This is a genomic window from Jatrophihabitans cynanchi (assembly GCF_027247405.1).
In the GTDB taxonomy this organism is placed as follows: Bacteria; Actinomycetota; Actinomycetes; order Mycobacteriales; family Jatrophihabitantaceae; genus Jatrophihabitans_B; species Jatrophihabitans_B cynanchi.
In genome coordinates, this window is record NZ_CP097463.1 from 3520199 (window position 1) to 3537946 (window position 17748).

The following is a 17748-nucleotide window of genomic DNA, read 5'->3' on the forward strand; positions in this document are numbered from 1 at the left end:
TCAGGAGGCTGCGACACTGTCGCGGTAATAACGGCAGCGGGCCCAGAGTGCGACGTAGACCAGGGCGACCAGTACCGGCACTTCGATGAGCGGGCCGACCACGCCTGCCAACGCCTGTCCCGACGTCACGCCGAACACCCCGATGGCGACCGCGATCGCCAACTCGAAGTTGTTGCCTGCCGCGGTGAACGCCAGCGTCGTGGTCTTCGGGTACCCCAGCCCAAGCCGGTGGCCGAGGGCGAACGAGCCGCCGAACATGATCGCGAAGTACCCGATCAGTGGCAGTGCGATGCGGGCCACGTCGCCCGGGTGCGCGGTGATGGTGTGCCCCTGCAGGGCGAACAGCACCACGATCGTGAAGAGCAGCCCGTACAGTGCGACCGGCCCGATCCGCGGCAGGAACCGCGTCTCGTACCAGTCGCGTCCGCGGCGTGCCTCCCCGAAGGTGCGGGTAACGAACCCGGCTGCCAGCGGGATACCGAGGAACACCAGCACCGAGACGACGATGGTGCCCGGTGAGAAGTGCGCCTCCGTCCGGGACAGCCCGAGCCAGCCCGGCAGGGCGTGCAGGTAGAACCAGCCGAGGCCGGCGAAGGCGAGCATCTGGAACACCGAGTTCAGCGCGACGAGAACCGCGGCCGCGTCCCGGTCGCCGCAGGCCAGTTCGTTCCAGATGAGCACCATCGCGATGCAGCGAGCCAGCCCCACGATGATCAGCCCGGTGCGGTAGGCGGGCAGGTCGGGCAGCAAGACCCAGGCGAGCGTGAACATCAGCGCCGGCCCGATCACCCAGTTCAGCAGCAACGAACTGACCAGCAGCCTGCGGTCGCCCATGACGTGATCGAGCTTGGTGTAGCGGACCTTGGCCAGCACCGGATACATCATCAGCAGCAGTCCGAGCGCGATCGGCAGGCTCACCGAACCGATCTTGACGGTGTCCAGGTCGTCGGCCAGCGAGGGGATCAGCCGGCCCAGCCCCAGCCCGGTAGCCATCGCGGCGAGAATCCACACCGGCAGGAACCGGTCCGACGTGGACAGCCTGGCGATGACGGGCTCGTCCGTCCCGGACCCGGTGTGGTCCGTGACCAGGTCGCTCATCCTCGGCTCGCTTGGTTCCGGATCACGGTCGGCAGGGGCGGCGCGCTGCCGCTCACGCGGGGACGGCGGCGGGGGAGCCGATCAGCGTGGCCAGGTTCGCCAACTCCTCGGTGCGGGCCCGGTAGTACACCCAGACACCACGCTTGTCCCGGTCGAGCAGCCCGCTTTCGTGCAGCACCTTCAGGTGGTGGCTGATCGTGGGCTGCGACAGGGTGAACGCGTCGGTCAAGTCGCACACGCACGCCTCGCCACCCTCGTGCGACGCGACCAGAGACATCAACCGCAGCCGCACCGGGTCTGCCAGCGCCTTTAGCAGCGGTGCGATCTGTTCGGCCTGGGGCTGGGACAGGGGTTCGCGCGACAGGGGCGAGCAGCAGGCCACCGTCTCCGACGGTGACGGCACCCGATGTGACTTCGACATGCATCTATCTTGACGGACGTCGATGTCTCATGGCAACCTGGCTCGTGCACAACACATAGACGCGCGTCTAACTCTTGGAGGTAGCAAATGTCCCGCGTCCAACTCGCCCTCAACGTCGACGATCTCGACCAGTCGATCGCCTTCTACGCCAAGCTCTTCGACACCGAGCCGGCCAAGGTGCGTCCCGGCTACGCCAACTTCGCGGTAGCCGAACCACCCTTGAAGCTGGTGCTCATCGAGAACCCGGGGCGCGGCGGCAGCCTGAACCACCTCGGTGTCGAGGTGCTGGACGTCGACACGGTTGACGCCGAGCAGGCCCGCCTTGCGGCAGCCGGGTTCGCCGCCGTCGAGGAGCGTGACAGCACCTGCTGCTACGCCAAGCAGGACAAGTTCTGGGTCGAGGGCGCCCCGAACGGTGAGCGCTGGGAGATCTACACCGTCCTCGCCGATAGCCCCACCTTCGCCGCCCCCGCCGAGGGCGGCTCCACCTGCTGCGGCACGGACGTCAGCGCCACCGACCGGCCCACCGCCGGCGCCTGCTGCTGAGGGCGGGCCCGGAGGCGAGCTCTGTGTCCGAGCGCGGCGTGCCGCTGCCCATGGCTACGGTGTAGCCGCGCGGTCCGGCACGGCGGGTATCAACGAGGTGGGCGCAGCGCGGCGAAGGGGTCGGTGACGGTGAGCTCACGCTCGCAGAAGCGGTAGATCGTTGCGGGCCGCCCGCCGGACTGGCCGGAGGGCGCGGTCCGCTCGGTGGGTTCGATGACGCGGCGGCGGGTCAGCACCCGGTTCAGGTTCGTCGCGTCGATCTCGTACCCGAGCGCTGCGCTGTAGATGCGGCGCAGGGCACCGATCGTGAACTCGCGCGGCGCCAGCGCGAAACCGAGGTTCGTGTAGGACAGCTTCGCGCGCAACCGCTCGACCGCGGCCGCGATGAAGTGGCGGTGATCGAACGCCGTGGTCGGCAGTGCGTCGACCGGGTGCCAGCGCGTGTCGGCCGGCAGGTGCGGCTCGACGTCGTCCGGGACCAGTCCGAGGTACGCGGTTGCCAGCACCCGTCCGCGCGGATCGCGGCGCACTGCACTGTGCGTCGCGAGCTGCTCCAGGTGGGCCAGTTCGCGCACGTCGACCTTCGCGGCCAGATGCCGATGGATAGCCGCGCGCAGCCGCTCGGTGCGCGCGACGCCACCGCCGGGCAGTGCCCAGCGCCCTGCCTGCGGCGCCAGCCCGCGCCGCCACAGCAGCACGCCGAGCCGTCCCTCGCGCACCGACAGGACGACGGCGAGCACCTCGTGCGGATAGCTCGGGAACGGCACCGAGGTAGGTCTCACACCGGTGGCCACGAGGGCCGATGGTAGCCTGTCCGACGAGTTAGCGACTATAAGTCGAAAACCGGAAAGGGGCGCCGTTATGTCGACCACGCAGACCCGAACCTGGCAGGACGAGGTGCGGGCACTGGCCGCCGAACGGGACGCGGTCATCCTCGCGCACAACTACCAGGAGCCGGCGATCCAGGACGTCGCCGACCACGTGGGCGACTCGCTCGCCCTGTCCCGGCTCGCGGCCACGACGGACGCGAGCACGATCGTCTTCTGCGGCGTGCACTTCATGGCCGAGACGGCGAAGCTGCTGAGCCCCGACAAGACCGTGCTCATCCCCACAGCGCGTGCCGGGTGCTCGCTGGCCGACACCATCGACGTCGAGCAACTGCGCGCCTGGAAGCGTGAGCACCCGGGCGCGGCGGTCGTCGCGTACGTCAACACCAGCGCGGCAGTGAAGGCCGAGTCCGACGTCTGCTGCACCTCCTCGAACGCCGTGGACGTGGTGAACTCGATCCCGGCGGACCGCCCGATCCTGTTCCTGCCCGACCAGTTCCTCGGCGACCACGTCCGTCGCCAGACCGGCCGCGACAACATCGAGGTGTGGCTCGGCGAATGCCACGTGCACGCGGCGATCAGCCCGACCGACCTCATCGACACCGTGCGCGCGCACCCGGACGCCGAGCTGTTCATCCACCCGGAGTGCGGCTGCGCCTCGTCGGCGATCTGGCTGGCCGGCCAGGGCGAACTGCCCGAGGAACGCGTCAAGATCCTGTCTACCGGCGGGATGCTCGACGCCGCGCGCCGCACGAGTGCGAGTACCACCCTCGTCGCGACCGAGATCGGCATGCTGCACCAGCTCGGCAAGGCGAACACCCGCACGTCGTTCCTGCCGGTGAACCCCAAGGCGTCGTGCCGGTACATGAAGATGATCACGCCGGAGCTCTTGGTGCGTTGCCTGCGCGAGGGACGCGACGAGGTGAGCATCCCGCAGGACGTGGCGGCTGCCGCCCGGCGCGCCGTGCAGCGGATGATCACGCTCGGCAGCCCGGGCGGCGGCGAGTAGCCGGACGCGCCTGCGGGGATACTCGCGGCATGCTCGGGATGTCCAGCAGCCGCGCGATGGCCATGCTTCGCGCCCTGGGCCGGCTGTAACGATGTTCGACCAGCTCACCCAGCTCGTCGCGGAGGCTTCGGCGTGGGCGTACGTGGTGGTGCTGCTGTTCGCCGTGGTCGACGCGGTGTTGCCGGTCGTGCCGAGCGAGACCGCGGTGATCACCGCCGGCGTCGTCGCAGTGTCCGGCGACCTGTCGCTGCCCGTGGTGATCGCCGCGGCCGCCGTCGGCGCCTTCGCCGGCGACAACCTCGCGTACGGCATCGGCCGCCGGTACGGCACGCGGGTGACGGACCGGTTCTTCCGGGGCGAGAAGGCGAAGCGACGTCTGGATTGGGCCAGCACGAAGCTCGAGGAGCGCGGCGGCGAACTGATCGCCGTCGCGCGCTTCATCCCCGGTGGCCGGACCGCGGTGACGCTCACCGCGGGGCTGACCCGGTTCCCGTGGCGGCGGTTCGCCGTGTTCGACGCGATCGCCGCGCTCATCTGGGCCGGCTATGCCGCGCTGCTCGGCTACTTCGGCGGCCAGGCCTTCGAGCATCAGCCGTGGAAGGGACTGCTCGTCGCGCTGGGCATCGCGTTCGCGGTCACTTTGGGCACCGAACTGGTGCGCTGGCTGCTGCGCCGGCGCCGACGGACCTGAGGCGACCGCGACCACGTCGGGACCGCGACCCTGTCGGCACCGACCGCGATACTCGGCTGATGGTGAACCTTGGCGTGATCTTTCCGCCCGACCGTCCGCCGGAGGAGTTGCGCGAGGTGGCGCAGCAGGCGGAGCGGTCCGGCGTCGCCGAGCTGTGGCTGTGGGAGGACTGCTTCGCCGAGAGCGGCATCGCCACCGCCGCTGCCGTGCTGGCGTGGACGCAGCGGCTACGTGTCGGCATCGGCCTGTTGCCGGTGCCGCTGCGCAACGTCGCGCTGACCGCGATGGAGCTGGCCACCCTGGCTCGGCTGTTCCCCGGTCGGCTCAGTCCGGGCATCGGTCACGGGGTACTCGACTGGATGGGTCAGGTGGGTGCACGTGCGCAGTCGCCGCTGACACTGCTCGGTGAGTACGCCACGGCACTGCGTGAGTTGCTCCGGGGGGCGACGGTGAACGCGGCAGGCCGCTATGTGCGGCTCGAGGACGTCACGCTGGCCTGGCCGCCCGAAGCGGTGCCCCCGCTACTGGTCGGCGCGGTCGGGCCGCGCACGCTCGAGCTGGCCGGATCAACAGGTGATGGCGTGATTCTCACCGGCGAGACCAGCGTCGAGCAGTTGGCCGCGGCGCTGCCCCGCATCCGGGCCGGACGCGACGGGGCCGGCCGCACCGGCGAGGCGGAGGTGGTGGTGTTCCACGCCGTCGAAGGCGCGCCGCCCGCGGGCGAGGTCGCGGCAACCGTGGCCCGTTACGCCGCGGCCGGCGCAACCACGGTCGCCCTGCACTCGGTCGGCGAGAGTGCGCCGCCGCTTCGCGAGTTCGCCGGCTTCGTCGGCAGCGAGGTCAGCCCACTCGTGCGCGGCTGACGGACGCGCGGCTCAGCCTCTGGCCGGCGTAGGCGAGTCGCAGAAGCGCACCTGGTCGCGGCCGCTGGCCTTGGCCGCGTACAGGGCCACGTCCGCAGTGGCGATCAGTTCATCGAGCGTTCGCGCGGCCTCGGAGGCGATGGCGACACCGATTGACGCGGTCAGCCGCATCCCGCCGCCGAAGGCCAGCCCGCGGATGCACGAGGTCAGGCGCAGCGCGATGCCCAGCGCGCCCGCCCGGTCGATGCCCGGCAGCAGCACGACGAACTCCTCGCCGCCGTACCGCCCGACGGCGTCGTGGCCGCGCAGATCGGTACGCAGGCACTCGGCGACCGCCCGCAACGCCTCGTCCCCGGCCAGGTGGCCGTGGGTGTCGTTCACCTGTTTGAAGTGGTCCAGGTCGATGAGCAGCAACGAGCTGGGCTCGCCGTTGTGCGAGCTGCGGGCCAGGTGCCTGTCGGCCAGCCGGCGCCACGCCCCGGCGGTGAGCAGCCCGGTCTTGTCGTCGGTCCCCGCCTCGACCTCGAGCACGCTGACCATCGCGCTGCGCTGCAGCACGCCGAGCAGGATGAGCAGAGCGGGTGTCAGCCAGGCGGTGTGCCGGATCACGTCGGCGGTGAGCGCGCCGACGATCAGCGAGGCGATCTCGAACGCGGCGACGTCCCGGTTGGGCAGCACGCTGCGCAGCGTCGGCGGCCGGACGACCAGCATGATGCCGGCCGTGAGCAGGCACAGGCTCAGCACCCCGGACGTGAGCACCGCCGCAACGGTAGCGGCAGCGCGAACCGGCTCATTGGCCGGAGCGAGGCCGCCGAGCGCGTGGTAGGTGGCGGACGCGGCGAGGATGCCGAGGGTAGCGGTGGTGGCGCTGAAGACTTCGCGGTACGGGCGCAGACCCTGGCCGCGACCGGTGCGGAGCACGACGTAGGCCGAGCCGAGCGCGGTGAGCAGGCCGGCGTACCCGGCGGGCACCAGCAGAGCGGCAGCCACGGTCCACACCGACAGGTAATCGGCGCGCACCCGGTCGCCGCCGAGCCAGTGCCGCAGCCGGGAGAAGTAGGCGACCGATTCGGTGAAAACTACGGCGAGCCCGGCCAGCGTCGCCAGCCGGGCAAGGTCGGTGCTGGTTGGGTCTGCAGCCGTCAGTGCGACGACCAGAATGATCACGGCCGCCAGCTCCACGGCCAGCATGAAGCGCCGGCCGGAAGCATCGAGCGACCACAAATCCCAGTCGCGCACGCGCAGGATCGGGCGGCGTGTGGCGTCGTCGCCTGGTGCCACCGTTCCTCCCGATGCAGATGCCGTGGCCATTTGTATGCATATGCCGTTTTCGAACAGCGACCCCGAGCGTGAGCACACGGCCGCTTTACTCGTGTTCATCGACCATAAAGAACCGGAGCTGAGTTCGGCGGCTGCTCCAGGATTCACGGCAGGAACCTGACCCGCCGCGTCCCGCTACGAGGAGGTGTCCTGATGCAGCACTGGAACTGGGGCTGAGCCGCCGCCGCCCGCCGCTGTCCCGGCCGTATGCCGGGACGGCGGGGGCACACCCGTCATGAGCCGCGCCCATCCGTCCATGGGACGGGCGCGGCTTTGCTGTGCCTGAAAGCTCAGCTGTGCTTGATCAGCTGCCACGGCGTCTGTCCGGGATCGGAGACGACCAGGCCGGGTACCTCGCCCTGGGTGAACCATTTGGCCTGGTAGCCGATCCCGTCGTACAGCACCCGCGCACCCGCGCGGTAGGTGGTCGTCGCCGACCACGCGGGATACGTACCGGCCGAGAGCGTCGGCGTCGGTTGCGGATGCTCGCCCGGCAGCACCGGCCCGATCAGCGTCCACGGCGTCTCGAAGGCGCTCGTGACCGGGGTGTCGGGCTGATCGCCCTGGGTCCACCACTTGGCCTGATACACGTTGTGCCGCCACACGATCTTGGTGCCCTGTGCGTAAGGCAGCGTCGGGTTCCAGATCGCGTAGGGCGAGGTCGCCGGGTCGTCCACGATCTGGGTGGCGACGGGCGCCGGAGCACCGGAGTCGACCGCGGTCGAGGGTGCGATCGCGGGCGTGACCTGCCCGGCGGTGAACGGCACGAAGATGCGGGTAAACGCGGCTGTCTTCTGGTCGATTCCGCTGCAGTTGACCGACACGATCGAGACGTTGGCGTAGTTCGGGCCGCACGCCTGGTCGCGGTTCACCGACCACATCGACAGGCGCCGCAGGTGGTGCGTCTGCGCGAACACGAGCAGCGACTTGGCATCCTCGAGCCCGAACCGCTCGGCGGCGACGTCGTTCTGCCCGATCATCGGCGTCGCGCCCACCCGCTGCCACGCCTGGGCGCTGCTCAGGTGTACCCCGGCCACCCGGTAGGCGTCGACCAGCTGGCCGGCGACCGCGGTGAGCGCGGAACGGTTCGCGCCGGCCAGGCTCTGGCCGTCCAGTGAGTTGCCGTAGTCCATCGTCATCGCGTTCACGCCGGCGAGCTCGACCTTGGCCCGCAGCATCGCGGCGAGGACGGCCTGCCCGCTGGCGGTCAGTCCGGACGGCGTGACCGGCAGGGTGAGCCAGACGGCGAGGCGGTGGCCGGAGCGCTCACGAGCTAGCTGCAGCGAGCGGATCGCCTCGGCGCGGCGGGTGGACACGTCGCTGCTGGAGGCGTCGGTGCCCTCGATGTCCAGGTCGACGGCGTTGACGGAGTATCGGTCCACGACCGCTCGATAAGCGGCGGCGAGGTTGCCGGTGTCCGCGCAGCCGATCGCGAGTTCGGAGTTCGCGGCGCCGCCGAAGGAGACCATGACCTGTCCGCCGCGCTGTCGCAGCCGGGCGATGCGGCGGTCGAGGTCCATCGTGCTCGCGGCCTGGTCCAGCGAGTAGCTCGCGCCCCAGCTCGGCTCGCAGGCGTTCGCCTTCGAGCTCACCACGAAGCCCAGTACGAGGTTGGCCGATATCGCCTTGGACGCGTCCTCGAAGGCGTACTGCGGCGTCGCGGTCACGTCCACGTACGGCATGAACGAGGACACCGGCGCGGCGACCCGGGCGCTGTGCGAGGCAGTGCGGAAACCGACTACGGCTGCCGAGCCGGCGACCAGTAGCACGATGAAGCCGGCGATGCGCAGCCAGGACAGCCGGCGCACCGCATCAGGTTGTGCTGAGCCGCCTTCGCGGCGCGCGGCCGCGTAGGCGCGCTCCTCAGGTGTCACGCCAGCACTGCTCTCGGGTTCGCCAGATCGATTCGCTGCACGACCTACGAATCGGCGGACGGCTGCCGAAGTTAAGGGTTCGAGACCGCCTGAGGCGGCCAGCACCCGTGGGGAGCGCACTATATGAATCTGCGCCGCAAGCCTGGCGTCCGCGTGAAGAAGCAGTGGGGCGCCGACAAGCGGACCCAGCCCGCGTCGCCGGTAGCGCCGGCGGCCAGCGATGCGCTGATGACGCTCGGCAGGCTCGGCATCGTCGTCACCCTGCTCGCCTGGCTGGCCTATTTCAGCGTGACGGTCCTGTCGCAGCTGGTCAACAAGGGCTTTCAGGGAATGCGGTACACCTCCGAGGCCACGCTGTACGTGATAATCATGTCGTTCTTGACGCTGTCCTCTCTGCTGTACCTGGTGGCCCGCCAGGGCGCGCTCTACCGCACCCGGGCCCACCGCCGGATCCCGCGGGCCGTCATCGACGACGCGTTCGAGGAGACCCGGCCCACGATGACCGCGCTCGTCCCGTCCTATCGGGAAGAGGTCGCGGTCGTACGCAAGACGCTGTTGTCCGCCGCGTTGCAGGAATACCCGTTCCTGCGGGTCGTCCTGTTGCTCGACGATCCACCCAACCCGCAGCCCGGCCCGCACGCCGACTCGCTGGCCGCCGCGCGTGCCCTCGCGGGCGAGTTGACCGCCTGGCTCGCCGAACCGGCCACCCGCTTCGCCCGCGTGCTCGAGGGTTACGAGACCTCGGCGCCGGACGGCCCGGCGAGTGTCGCGGACGTCCTCGACCTGGCTGCCGAGTTCGGTTGGGCCGCTGCCTGGCTGCACGCCCGCGCCGAGGAGGAGGTCATCGCCGACCACGTCGACCGGTTCTTCGCCGACCAGGTCCTGGGCACGCTCGCGGCCGACTTCGACGCCGCCCAAACCGCGCTGCGCGCGGCGGCCGCCCAGGGCGGCCGGATCGAGCGCAAGCGGATGGTGCAGCTGTACCGCCGCCTGGCGTGGACGTTCCGCGCCGAGATCACCTGGTTCGAGCGCAAGCTCTACGCCTCCCTGTCGCACGAGGCGAACAAGGCGATGAACCTGAACAGCTACCTCGGCCTGATGGGGCGCAGCGTCGAGCCGCGCCAGACGCCGGAAGGGCTGATCCTCGCGCCCTCGACGGGCAGCCGGTCCATCGCCTTCCCGGACGCCGACTTCGTGCTCACGCTGGACGCCGACAGCATCCTGCTGCCCGAGTACTGCCTGCGCCTGGTGCACCTGATGCACCAACCCGAGAACCACCGGCTGGCTGTGGCGCAGACCCCGTACTCGGCGTTTCCCGGCTCCCGCACCCGGATGGAGCGGCTGGCCGGCGCGACGACGGATCTGCAGCACATCATCCATCAGGGGATGAGCTATCACGACGCGACGTTCTGGGTCGGCGCCAACGCGGTCATCCGCAAGCGCGCCCTCGAGGACATCGTCGAGGTCGAGCACAGCGGCGGCCACGAGATCCGCCGCTACGTCCAGGACCGCACGGTCATCGAGGACACCGAGTCCTCGCTCGACCTGGCGATCCACGGCTGGTGGTTGCTGAACTACCCGGAGCGGCTCAGCTACTCGGCGACGCCGCCGGATTTCGGTTCGCTGAGCATCCAGCGCCGCCGCTGGGCGAACGGCGGTCTGCTGATCCTGCCGAAGCTCTGGCGCAACGGGCGCGAGCGCGCCAAGCGCGGCCAGCACGGTAGCACCTCGCAGACGCTACTGCGGGTGAACTACATGGCCTCGACCTGCTGGAGCAGCCTCGGGCTGCTGTTCCTACTTGCCTACCCGTTCGACAGCAAGCTGCTGAGCCCGCTGATCGTCCTGGCCGCGCTGCCCTACTTCCTCGCGATGGCCAGCGACCTCAAGCGCTTGGGCTACAAGCGGACCGACGCGATGCGCATCTACGGCTTCAACCTAATCCTTCTGCCGGTGAACCTCGCCGGGGTGGCCAAGTCGCTGCAGCAGGCGATCAGCGGCAAGAAGATCCCGTTCGCGCGCACCCCGAAGGTCGCGAACCGGACCGCGACACCGCTGCTGTTCGCCCTGTCGCCGTTCCTCATCATCGCGTACTCGGTGTGGACGGTGGTGCGCGACGTCCACGAGCACAACTGGGGCAACGCCGCGTTCGCCGGGATCAACACCCTCGCCGCCGCCTACGCGATCGTCGCGTTCATGGGCGTGCGCAACGCGCTCGTCGACGTGCTGCTCGGCTTCGTCGAACACTTCTACGTGACCGACCAGCGCCGCGACGTCCAGGTCGTGCGGCGCAACCGCGTGCTCGCTCCCGCGCCGACGCGGGAAGCGGATTGGCAGGAGATGCTGTATCGCGGCGCGGCCGGCACCCAGACCGGCGAGTACTCCTACGGCGACGGCGGGTTCCGCATCCTGGCCAGCCCGCCCGTTGCCCCGAAGCTGAACCGGCGGGCAACGGACCGCCGCCGCGCCACCGACGTGCGGCACGATACCGCCGCCGGACCCGACACCGTGGCCGGACCCGACGCCGTGGCCGGACCGCAGCGCAGGGAGGCCGATCGCGCGCCGTCGTCATAGCCTGGACGCAGCGTGGCCGGCAACGCCGCGCCCAGGTGAAGGAGATGGCCGAGTGAGTACGTCCGGCGAGTTGTTGCGCACCGCACGGGATCTGCTGCTTGCCGCCCGTACCGACTACGAACGCGCGCGCGCCGAGTTCGCCTGGCCGCGCCCGGAACAGTTCAACTTCGCACTGGACTGGTTCGACGGCGTGCTCGCGGTCGAGACGCCCGATGCGATCGCGCTGCGCCTGATCGAGAGCGACAGGTCCGAGGCGAGCTACACCTTCGCCGACCTGGCGCGCCGCTCGGACCGGCTCGCCGGCTGGCTGCGCGCGCAGGGCGTGGCGCGCGGGATGCGGGTGCTGGTGCTGCTCGGAAACCAGGTCGAGCTGTGGGAGACGACGCTGGCCGCGATGAAGCTCGGGGCCGTGATCATCCCGGCGACCACGCTGCTGGCGCCCGCCGACCTGCGCGACCGGATCGGCCGCGGGAACGCCGGCGCGGTGATCGCCCGTTCGGACGTGACCGCGGGCTTCGCCGACGTCGCCGGCGACTACCTGCGGATCGCGGTCGGGGAGCGCGTGCCGGACTGGCTGGACTACGCCGAATCGTCCGGCTTCGACGAGCCGTTCGAGCCCGACGGTGTGACGCGGGCGGACGACCCGCTGCTGCTCTACTTCACCTCGGGCACCACGGCGCTGCCCAAGCTGGTGGAGCACACCCACGCCAGCTACCCCATCGGGCACCTGTCCACGATGTACTGGATCGGCCTGCAACCCGGCGACGTGCACCTGAACGTGTCCAGCCCCGGCTGGGCGAAGCACGCCTGGTCGTGCGTGTTCGCGCCCTGGCTGGCCGGTGCGACGATCGTGCTGTTCAACTACGAGCGGTTCGACGCGCGCGCGATGCTGGACGTGCTGCGCGAGGCGAAGGTGAGCACGTTCTGCGCGCCGCCGACAGTGTGGCGCATGCTCATCCAGCAGGACCTCGGCCGGTGGCAGACGTCGTTGCGCGAGCTGGTGGGCGCGGGCGAGCCGCTCAACCCGGAGGTGATCGAGACCGTGCAGCGCGCCTGGGGGCTGACCATCCGCGACGGCTTCGGGCAGACCGAGACGACGCTGCAGATCGGCAACCCTCCCGGCCAGCGGCTCAAGCTCGGCTCGATGGGGCGGCCGATGCCCGGCTTCGCGATCGACCTGGTCGACCCGGTCAGCGGCGAACTCGCCGACGAGGGCGAGATCTGCGTGCGCTGCGATCCGCGTCCGGTCGGGCTGATGGTCGGCTACCGCGACGACGCCGAGCGCAACGACGCCGCCTTCGCAGGCGGCCGCTACCACACCGGCGACGTCGCGAACCGCGATGCGGACGGCTACATCACCTACATCGGGCGCAGCGACGACGTGTTCAAGGCCAGCGACTACCGGATCAGCCCGTTCGAGCTCGAGTCGGTGCTGCTGGAGCACCCGGCGGTGGCCGAGGCCGCGGTCGTGCCCGCCCCGGACGAACTGCGGCTGGCCGTGCCGAAGGCATACGTGGCGCTCGTCGCCGGGCACACGCCTGGCCGCGAGCTCGCAGGTGACATCCTGCGACACTGCCGCGAGAATCTGGCGCCGTACAAGCGGATTCGCAGGTTGCAGTTCGCTGACCTGCCGAAGACGATCAGCGGGAAGATCCGCCGTGTGGAGCTGCGGGTGGCCGAGGTCGAGCAGGCCGGGTCGCGTCCGGAGGGCGAATACCGGGAGGAGGACTTCGCCGCGCGCTGACCGCATGCACGGCCCTGAGCGCGGGCAGCGCGAGCAGGGTCACCGCGGCGAGCGCGAGGAACGCAGGCAGCGGGTGGTGCACCGACGTCCCGATCGCACCGGTGATCACCAGCGCGCCGAGCTGCCCGGACAGCCAGATCAGCCCGGCCGCCGTGCTCGCAGTCGCCACGGCGGCCCGTTCGGTGAGCTCCAGGACCATCGGCAGGCAGGGCAGCAGCACGAACCCGATCACGGGGAACACGACAAGCGCGAGCGCGAAACCGGGGGCGAGCGCCAGCAGGGCGCATCCCGCCGCGGTCACCATGACCGCGGCGGCCATCACGTGCAGTTGCCGCCCGCGCCGCGCAGCCGCGACCGGCAGCAACGCCGAGCCGCCGACCCCGGCGACGATGTTGAGCAGCAACAGGACGCCTGCCTGCGTGCTGCTCACCCCGGCCGGGTCGAGTAGCGCCTCTGCCCAGGTCGTCAGTGCGGTGAAGGTCCCGAACGGCACGAACACGAGCAGCGCGAGCCGGCGCAGATACCTGTCGTTCCACGTCGCGCGGAATGCGCTGACGCCACCGGCGGACGGCGCGGCACCGTACGTGGGCGGGCGGCGTAGTGCCACCGCGAGGCCGGCGACGGCAGTGGCGGCGAGCAGCGCGTTCACCACCAGCAGCCCGCGCAGCGGCAGCGCGGTGCCCAAGGCGAACGCGACCACCATGCCGGCGAACGTGCTCGCGGTGCCGAGCGCGATGCCCTTCGCCCGGTCGTCATCAGCCAGGTACCGTGCCGCGACTCCGGTGATCGCGTTGAGCACGAGCGGCTGCCCGATCGCGACCAGCACCTGACCGGCGAGCGCCCAGCCGAAACTGTCGCCGGCCAGCCGCAGCCCGCCACCCGCGGCGGTCAGGAGCGCGCCCAGCAGCACGCCGCCGCGCAGCCAGCGGTCGAGCACCAGCCCGGCGGGGATCGCGAGCACCACGTAGCAGAGCGGGAACACGTTGGCGAGCCAGCCGATCGCCCCCTCGGACACGCGGTAGTGCTTCGCGGCGTCCGTCGTGATCGGCGCGAAGGTCAGCCACAGCAGCTGGGTGGTGGCAGCGGCGGCGGCGAACCCGGCGAGCGCGGCCCAGTTGCTGCGCGCAGGTGCGGGTCCGGACACGGCGGCTTCCTGATTCGGTACGAACGGCTGGGTTCGGTGAAGAACCGTTGACCGACGGATTGTGCCCGGTCCGGGCGGCCGTTCGCCCGGCACCCCGGCGACCGCACGCTCAGCCGGCCGGTGTCCGCCCGTGGGACCCGAGCAGCCGGGCCAGGTTGCCGCCGAGGATCGCGCGCAACTCGTCGGTGTTCAGGCCGCCGGCGCGCAGCGCCGCCGGCGTGTTGCTCGTGACGAACGTGTTCGGGTACGAGTAGATATCGCTGCCGAACAGCAGCCGACCGGCGCCGACGGCGCGCACGAACTGGCCGATCGCGCTCGCGTTGAACGCCATCGCCGAGTCGAACACGAGGTTCGGATGCCGTTCGGCGAGCGCGATGCACTCCAGCGTGTGATGGTAGGTCGACATGCCGTCCAGCACCACGATCGTGAGCTCCGGGTGCGCCCGCGCCAGATTGCCCACCAGCACCGGCGCCTCCAGTGTGGAGTCTGCGTAGCAGTGCACGAATGGGACGAGGCCCAGCGCGGGCATCAGCTCGAGGTGCCGGTGGATCCAGGCGTCGTCGGTCGCCACGCCCTGGAAGCGGGCGTGGTAGCTGACCCCGACCAGACCGAGTTCGGCGATGCGGCGCACCTCTGCCAGGCCCGCCGCACCGTAGAGCGGCTCCACCACGCCGGCACCGGCAGCGAACCGGGTCGGGTCGGCGGCGCAGTAGCGCGCGATCGCGTCGTTGACCGCACAGGTGTCGCGCAGCCCGTCGGGGCGCAGGTAGGAGTTGCCGGGGAGTACGAGGGTGCGGCCGATGCCCAGCCGGTCCATCGTCGAGACCCGGGCCGCGACCTCCGCCTGCAGCCACTGCGCGGCGTCCGTCGGCGCAGCCGCTCCGGCCACTGCCGAGTGTGCCACCGTGCCGTGATGCTGATGGACGTCGAACACGTCGAACCCGTCGAGGACGTCGAACCCGGCCATGCCCGCATCGCTCGCCGTCTGCATCGGGCCAGGTTAGCAACCTAGTTGACGGTCCGTCAGATGTGCTGCAGAGTGCGAGGATCCCACCGAGAGAGGAGCACACGTGCTCGTCGCCGACCAGTGTGCGATCGTCGGAATCGGCAACACGGCCTACACGCGCGGCACCGCGCGGAGCACGGTCGAGCTGCACCTGGAGGCATCGCTACGGGCGCTGGCCGATGCCGGGCTCACTCCGGCGGACGTCGACGGCGTCATGCCGAGCGCGACCGCCGGCCGCTGCGCCGAGGACTTCATCGCGAATCTGGGGCTGCGCGATCTCGCGTTCAGCTCGACGGTGCACATGGGCGGCAGCAGTTTCATCGCCTCGGTCCAGAGCGCCTGCCTGGCCATCAGCGCCGGGGTCGCGTCGTGCGTGCTGATCCCGGCCGGTCGGCGCGGCTACTCCGGTGAGCGGATCTCGACCGGTCAGGGGCCGGTCGAGCCGCTGCTGAACGCGGTGCGCGAGTTCGAGGCCCCGTACGGCAACCTGGTCGCCGTGCAGTGGTTCGCCCAGGCGGCCCAGCGGCACATGCACCTGTACGGGACGACCAGTGAGCAACTCGGCCACGTGGCGGTGAGCGCCCGGGCGAACGCGAACCTGAACCCGCAGGCGCTGATGCACGGGCGGCCGATGACGCTGGCCGATCACCAGAACTCGCGGATGGTCTCCAGCCCGTTCCGGCTGTTCGACTGCTCGCTGGAGTCCGACGGTGCCGGAGCGGTGGTGGTGACCAGCGCTGAGCGCGCGCGAGACCTCGCCCAGCCGCCGGTGCTGATCGGCGGTGTGGGGGAGGGGCACGGTTATCCGCCGACGTCGCTCACCCAGAAGCCCGACATCGCCTCGGTGCCCAGCCTGAGTGCCGCCGCCCGACGCGCGTTCACGATGGCCGGCGTCACGGTGGCCGACCTGCAGTGCCTGCTGATCCACGAGGGGTTCACCTGGTACGTCCTCGCGGCGCTGGAGGCGCTCGGGGTCGTAGGTCCCGGCGAGGCCGGCCCGTTCGTGGCGGACGGGCACATCACGCTGACCGGTTCGCTGCCGGTGAACCCGCACGGCGGCGCGCTCTCGGAAGGGCACGTGTCCGGCATCAACCACGCGATCGAGGCGGTGCGCCAGTTGCGCGGCAGCGTCGAACCGGAGCGGCAGATCGCGGACTGCCACCAGGTGGCGGTGGTCAACGAGGGCAACTTCTTCGACGCCGCCGTGATGGTGCTGCGGAGCCGGTCGTGAGCGCGGGCCGGCCGATGCTCGAGCCGGGCGCGCTCACCGAGCCGTTCTGGGCAGCGGCGGCACGGCACGAACTCGTCGTGCAGAAGTGCGCGTCCTGCGGCGCGCTGCGCCACTATCCGCAGCCGATGTGCCCGGATTGTCACGGCATCGAGTACGCCTGGCAGCCGCTGTCCGGCCGGGGCACCGTCTACACGTTCACCGTCTCGCACCAGGCGTTCCATCCGGCGTGGCGCGACCGCGTTCCCGTCGCGATCGCCACGATCGAGCTCGAGGAGGGCGTCCGGATGCTCAGCGACCTTCCCGCGCAGGACGTGGACCGGGTGCACATCGAGATGGCGGTCGAGGTCTTCTTCGAGGACGTAGTAACCGAGTCGGGCCGCGCCGTCACCCTGCCGCGATTCCGGTCGGTCGAGGATTCCTAACAATCGACCAAGCGTTTGCTCGTCTGGCTGACGGTTGGTCAGATTCATGGATTCCAGGTGATGACCAAGCGCTTGGTTGTGTCGTAGAGTGACGGCCATGACACGGCAGGGGACCGCGCAATGATGACGACACTGCTGGCCGGGCTGGCCCTCGGCGCCATCTATGCCCTGATCGCCCTGGGCTACCACATCGTGTTCGTCAGCTCGAACGCGTTCAACTTCGCGCACGCGCAGCTGGTGATGCTGGGCGTGTTCATCTCGTACTGGGGCCTGGTGACCCTCAAGCTGCCGACGGGCATCGTGTTCGTGCTGGCGGCCGTGATCGTCGCAGCGGTGGCCGTGGTCGAGGAGCGCATCGCGATCCGCACCGTCGTCGGCACCGAGGGGCAACTGATCACCACGGTCGGCTTCGCCACCCTGCTCGACGGCGTCACCCAGGTGATCTGGGGGGGTGAGCCGCTGCAGGTGCCGTTCTTCGGGCCGGACGGCGTGTGGAACGTCCTCGGCGGGCGGGTCTTCCCCGTCGAGCTGCTGCTCATGCTGATCGCGATCGCGATCGCCGTCGTGATCGCGTTCACCGGGCGCAATACGATGCTCGGCCTGGCGATGCTCGCCGTTTCCGAGGACCGCGAGGCGGCACTGATGCGCGGCATCAACGTGCGCGCGCTGGCTATCGGCGCGTTCGCCGTGTCCGGCGTGATGGCCGGCCTGATCGGACCGGTGATCGGGCCGAAGACGTTCGCGGTCGCGACGCTGGGTTCGGCACTCGCGCTCAAGGGCTTCGTGGCGATGGCGATCGGCGGCTTCGGCAGCGCGGCCGGCGCGCTGATCGGCGGCTTCGCGGTCGGGCTCATCGAGTCGGTGGCCGGCCGCTACCTGGGTGCGACCTACTCGACGCTGATGGTCTTCGCCGCGCTGCTCGTGGTGCTGCTGCTCAAACCGACCGGACTGTTCGGCACGACACGAGAGCGGGCGGTGTGA

At 70.5% G+C, this 17748-nt stretch carries 16 protein-coding genes; 9 read left to right on the plus strand and 7 right to left on the minus strand.

The window, feature by feature from the left end:
• Window positions 1-1098, minus strand: a complete 1098-nt coding sequence (gene arsB, locus M6B22_RS17115) for an ACR3 family arsenite efflux transporter (protein WP_269442780.1) — start codon at window positions 1096-1098, stop codon at window positions 1-3.
• 52 nt (window positions 1099-1150) lie between these two features.
• Window positions 1151-1519, minus strand: coding sequence for an ArsR/SmtB family transcription factor (locus tag M6B22_RS17120; protein ID WP_269442781.1), 369 nt, complete (start codon window positions 1517-1519; stop codon window positions 1151-1153).
• Window positions 1520-1606: 87 nt separating this feature from the next.
• On the opposite strand from M6B22_RS17120, the gene M6B22_RS17125 reads away from it, so the two are divergent.
• Window positions 1607-2065, plus strand: a complete 459-nt coding sequence (locus tag M6B22_RS17125; RefSeq protein ID WP_269442782.1) for an ArsI/CadI family heavy metal resistance metalloenzyme — start codon at window positions 1607-1609, stop codon at window positions 2063-2065.
• Between the two features lie 89 nt (window positions 2066-2154).
• Here M6B22_RS17125 and M6B22_RS17130 read toward each other — a convergent pair whose 3' ends face one another.
• Window positions 2155-2859: an NUDIX hydrolase gene (locus M6B22_RS17130; protein ID WP_269442783.1), complete on the minus strand. Its 705-nt coding sequence runs from the start codon at window positions 2857-2859 to the stop codon at window positions 2155-2157.
• Between the two features lie 67 nt (window positions 2860-2926).
• On the opposite strand from M6B22_RS17130, the gene nadA reads away from it, so the two are divergent.
• The 3 genes from nadA to M6B22_RS17145 all read left to right on the plus strand — a co-directional run bounded on the left by nadA (window position 2927) and on the right by M6B22_RS17145 (window position 5455).
• Entirely contained in the window at window positions 2927-3901 is a 975-nt protein-coding gene (nadA, locus tag M6B22_RS17135; RefSeq protein WP_269442784.1) for a quinolinate synthase NadA, read from the plus strand.
• Between the two features lie 91 nt (window positions 3902-3992).
• Window positions 3993-4592, plus strand: a complete 600-nt coding sequence (locus M6B22_RS17140; RefSeq protein ID WP_269442785.1) for a DedA family protein — start codon at window positions 3993-3995, stop codon at window positions 4590-4592.
• A gap of 59 nt (window positions 4593-4651) precedes the next feature.
• A complete protein-coding gene (locus M6B22_RS17145) occupies window positions 4652-5455 on the plus strand; it encodes an LLM class flavin-dependent oxidoreductase (RefSeq protein WP_269442786.1) in 804 nt (267 codons plus the stop codon).
• 12 nt (window positions 5456-5467) lie between these two features.
• On the opposite strand, the gene M6B22_RS17150 is transcribed toward M6B22_RS17145, so the two are convergent.
• Window positions 5468-6736 carry a GGDEF domain-containing protein gene (locus tag M6B22_RS17150; RefSeq protein ID WP_269442787.1) on the minus strand — a complete coding sequence of 423 codons (1269 nt, stop codon included), beginning with the start codon at window positions 6734-6736 and terminating at the stop codon, window positions 5468-5470.
• Window positions 6737-7065: 329 nt separating this feature from the next.
• A complete protein-coding gene (locus tag M6B22_RS17155) occupies window positions 7066-8649 on the minus strand; it encodes a chitinase (RefSeq protein WP_269442788.1) in 1584 nt (527 codons plus the stop codon).
• A gap of 123 nt (window positions 8650-8772) precedes the next feature.
• On the opposite strand from M6B22_RS17155, the gene M6B22_RS17160 reads away from it, so the two are divergent.
• Window positions 8773-11220 carry a glycosyltransferase family 2 protein gene (locus M6B22_RS17160; protein WP_269442789.1) on the plus strand — a complete coding sequence of 816 codons (2448 nt, stop codon included), beginning with the start codon at window positions 8773-8775 and terminating at the stop codon, window positions 11218-11220.
• Between the two features lie 52 nt (window positions 11221-11272).
• On the plus strand, window positions 11273-12964 hold the full coding sequence (locus tag M6B22_RS17165; protein WP_269442790.1) for an AMP-binding protein: 1692 nt from the start codon (window positions 11273-11275) through the stop codon (window positions 12962-12964).
• On the opposite strand, the gene M6B22_RS17170 is transcribed toward M6B22_RS17165, so the two are convergent.
• Window positions 12861-14108: an MFS transporter gene (locus M6B22_RS17170; protein WP_269442791.1), complete on the minus strand. Its 1248-nt coding sequence runs from the start codon at window positions 14106-14108 to the stop codon at window positions 12861-12863. The two genes, M6B22_RS17165 and M6B22_RS17170, sit on opposite strands and share 104 nt — an antisense overlap.
• A gap of 109 nt (window positions 14109-14217) precedes the next feature.
• Window positions 14218-15099: an amidohydrolase family protein gene (locus tag M6B22_RS17175; protein WP_269442792.1), complete on the minus strand. Its 882-nt coding sequence runs from the start codon at window positions 15097-15099 to the stop codon at window positions 14218-14220.
• A 79-nt stretch (window positions 15100-15178) separates the two neighbouring features.
• On the opposite strand from M6B22_RS17175, the gene M6B22_RS17180 reads away from it, so the two are divergent.
• From M6B22_RS17180 to M6B22_RS17190, 3 genes are all read left to right on the plus strand, one after another.
• Entirely contained in the window at window positions 15179-16345 is a 1167-nt protein-coding gene (locus tag M6B22_RS17180) for a thiolase C-terminal domain-containing protein (RefSeq protein WP_269442793.1), read from the plus strand.
• Window positions 16342-16767 carry a Zn-ribbon domain-containing OB-fold protein gene (locus M6B22_RS17185; protein ID WP_269442794.1) on the plus strand — a complete coding sequence of 142 codons (426 nt, stop codon included), beginning with the start codon at window positions 16342-16344 and terminating at the stop codon, window positions 16765-16767. The genes M6B22_RS17180 and M6B22_RS17185 overlap by 4 nt, the downstream gene beginning before the upstream one ends.
• 120 nt (window positions 16768-16887) lie before the next feature.
• Window positions 16888-17748: a branched-chain amino acid ABC transporter permease gene (locus tag M6B22_RS17190; RefSeq protein WP_269442795.1), complete on the plus strand. Its 861-nt coding sequence runs from the start codon at window positions 16888-16890 to the stop codon at window positions 17746-17748.

Bases quoted from the DNA above. Each gene is read 5' to 3' on its own strand.
- nadA (WP_269442784.1), top strand. From the start codon at position 2,927: ATGTCGACCACGCAGACCCGAACCTGGCAGGACGAGGTGCGGGCACTG.
- M6B22_RS17175 (WP_269442792.1), bottom strand. From the start codon at position 15,099: ATGCAGACGGCGAGCGATGCGGGCATGGCCGGGTTCGACGTCCTCGAC.
- M6B22_RS17160 (WP_269442789.1), top strand. From the start codon at position 8,773: ATGAATCTGCGCCGCAAGCCTGGCGTCCGCGTGAAGAAGCAGTGGGGC.
- M6B22_RS17190 (WP_269442795.1), top strand. From the start codon at position 16,888: ATGATGACGACACTGCTGGCCGGGCTGGCCCTCGGCGCCATCTATGCC.
- arsB (WP_269442780.1), bottom strand. From the start codon at position 1,098: ATGAGCGACCTGGTCACGGACCACACCGGGTCCGGGACGGACGAGCCC.
- M6B22_RS17140 (WP_269442785.1), top strand. From the start codon at position 3,993: ATGTTCGACCAGCTCACCCAGCTCGTCGCGGAGGCTTCGGCGTGGGCG.
- M6B22_RS17145 (WP_269442786.1), top strand. From the start codon at position 4,652: ATGGTGAACCTTGGCGTGATCTTTCCGCCCGACCGTCCGCCGGAGGAG.
- M6B22_RS17125 (WP_269442782.1), top strand. From the start codon at position 1,607: ATGTCCCGCGTCCAACTCGCCCTCAACGTCGACGATCTCGACCAGTCG.
- M6B22_RS17120 (WP_269442781.1), bottom strand. From the start codon at position 1,519: ATGTCGAAGTCACATCGGGTGCCGTCACCGTCGGAGACGGTGGCCTGC.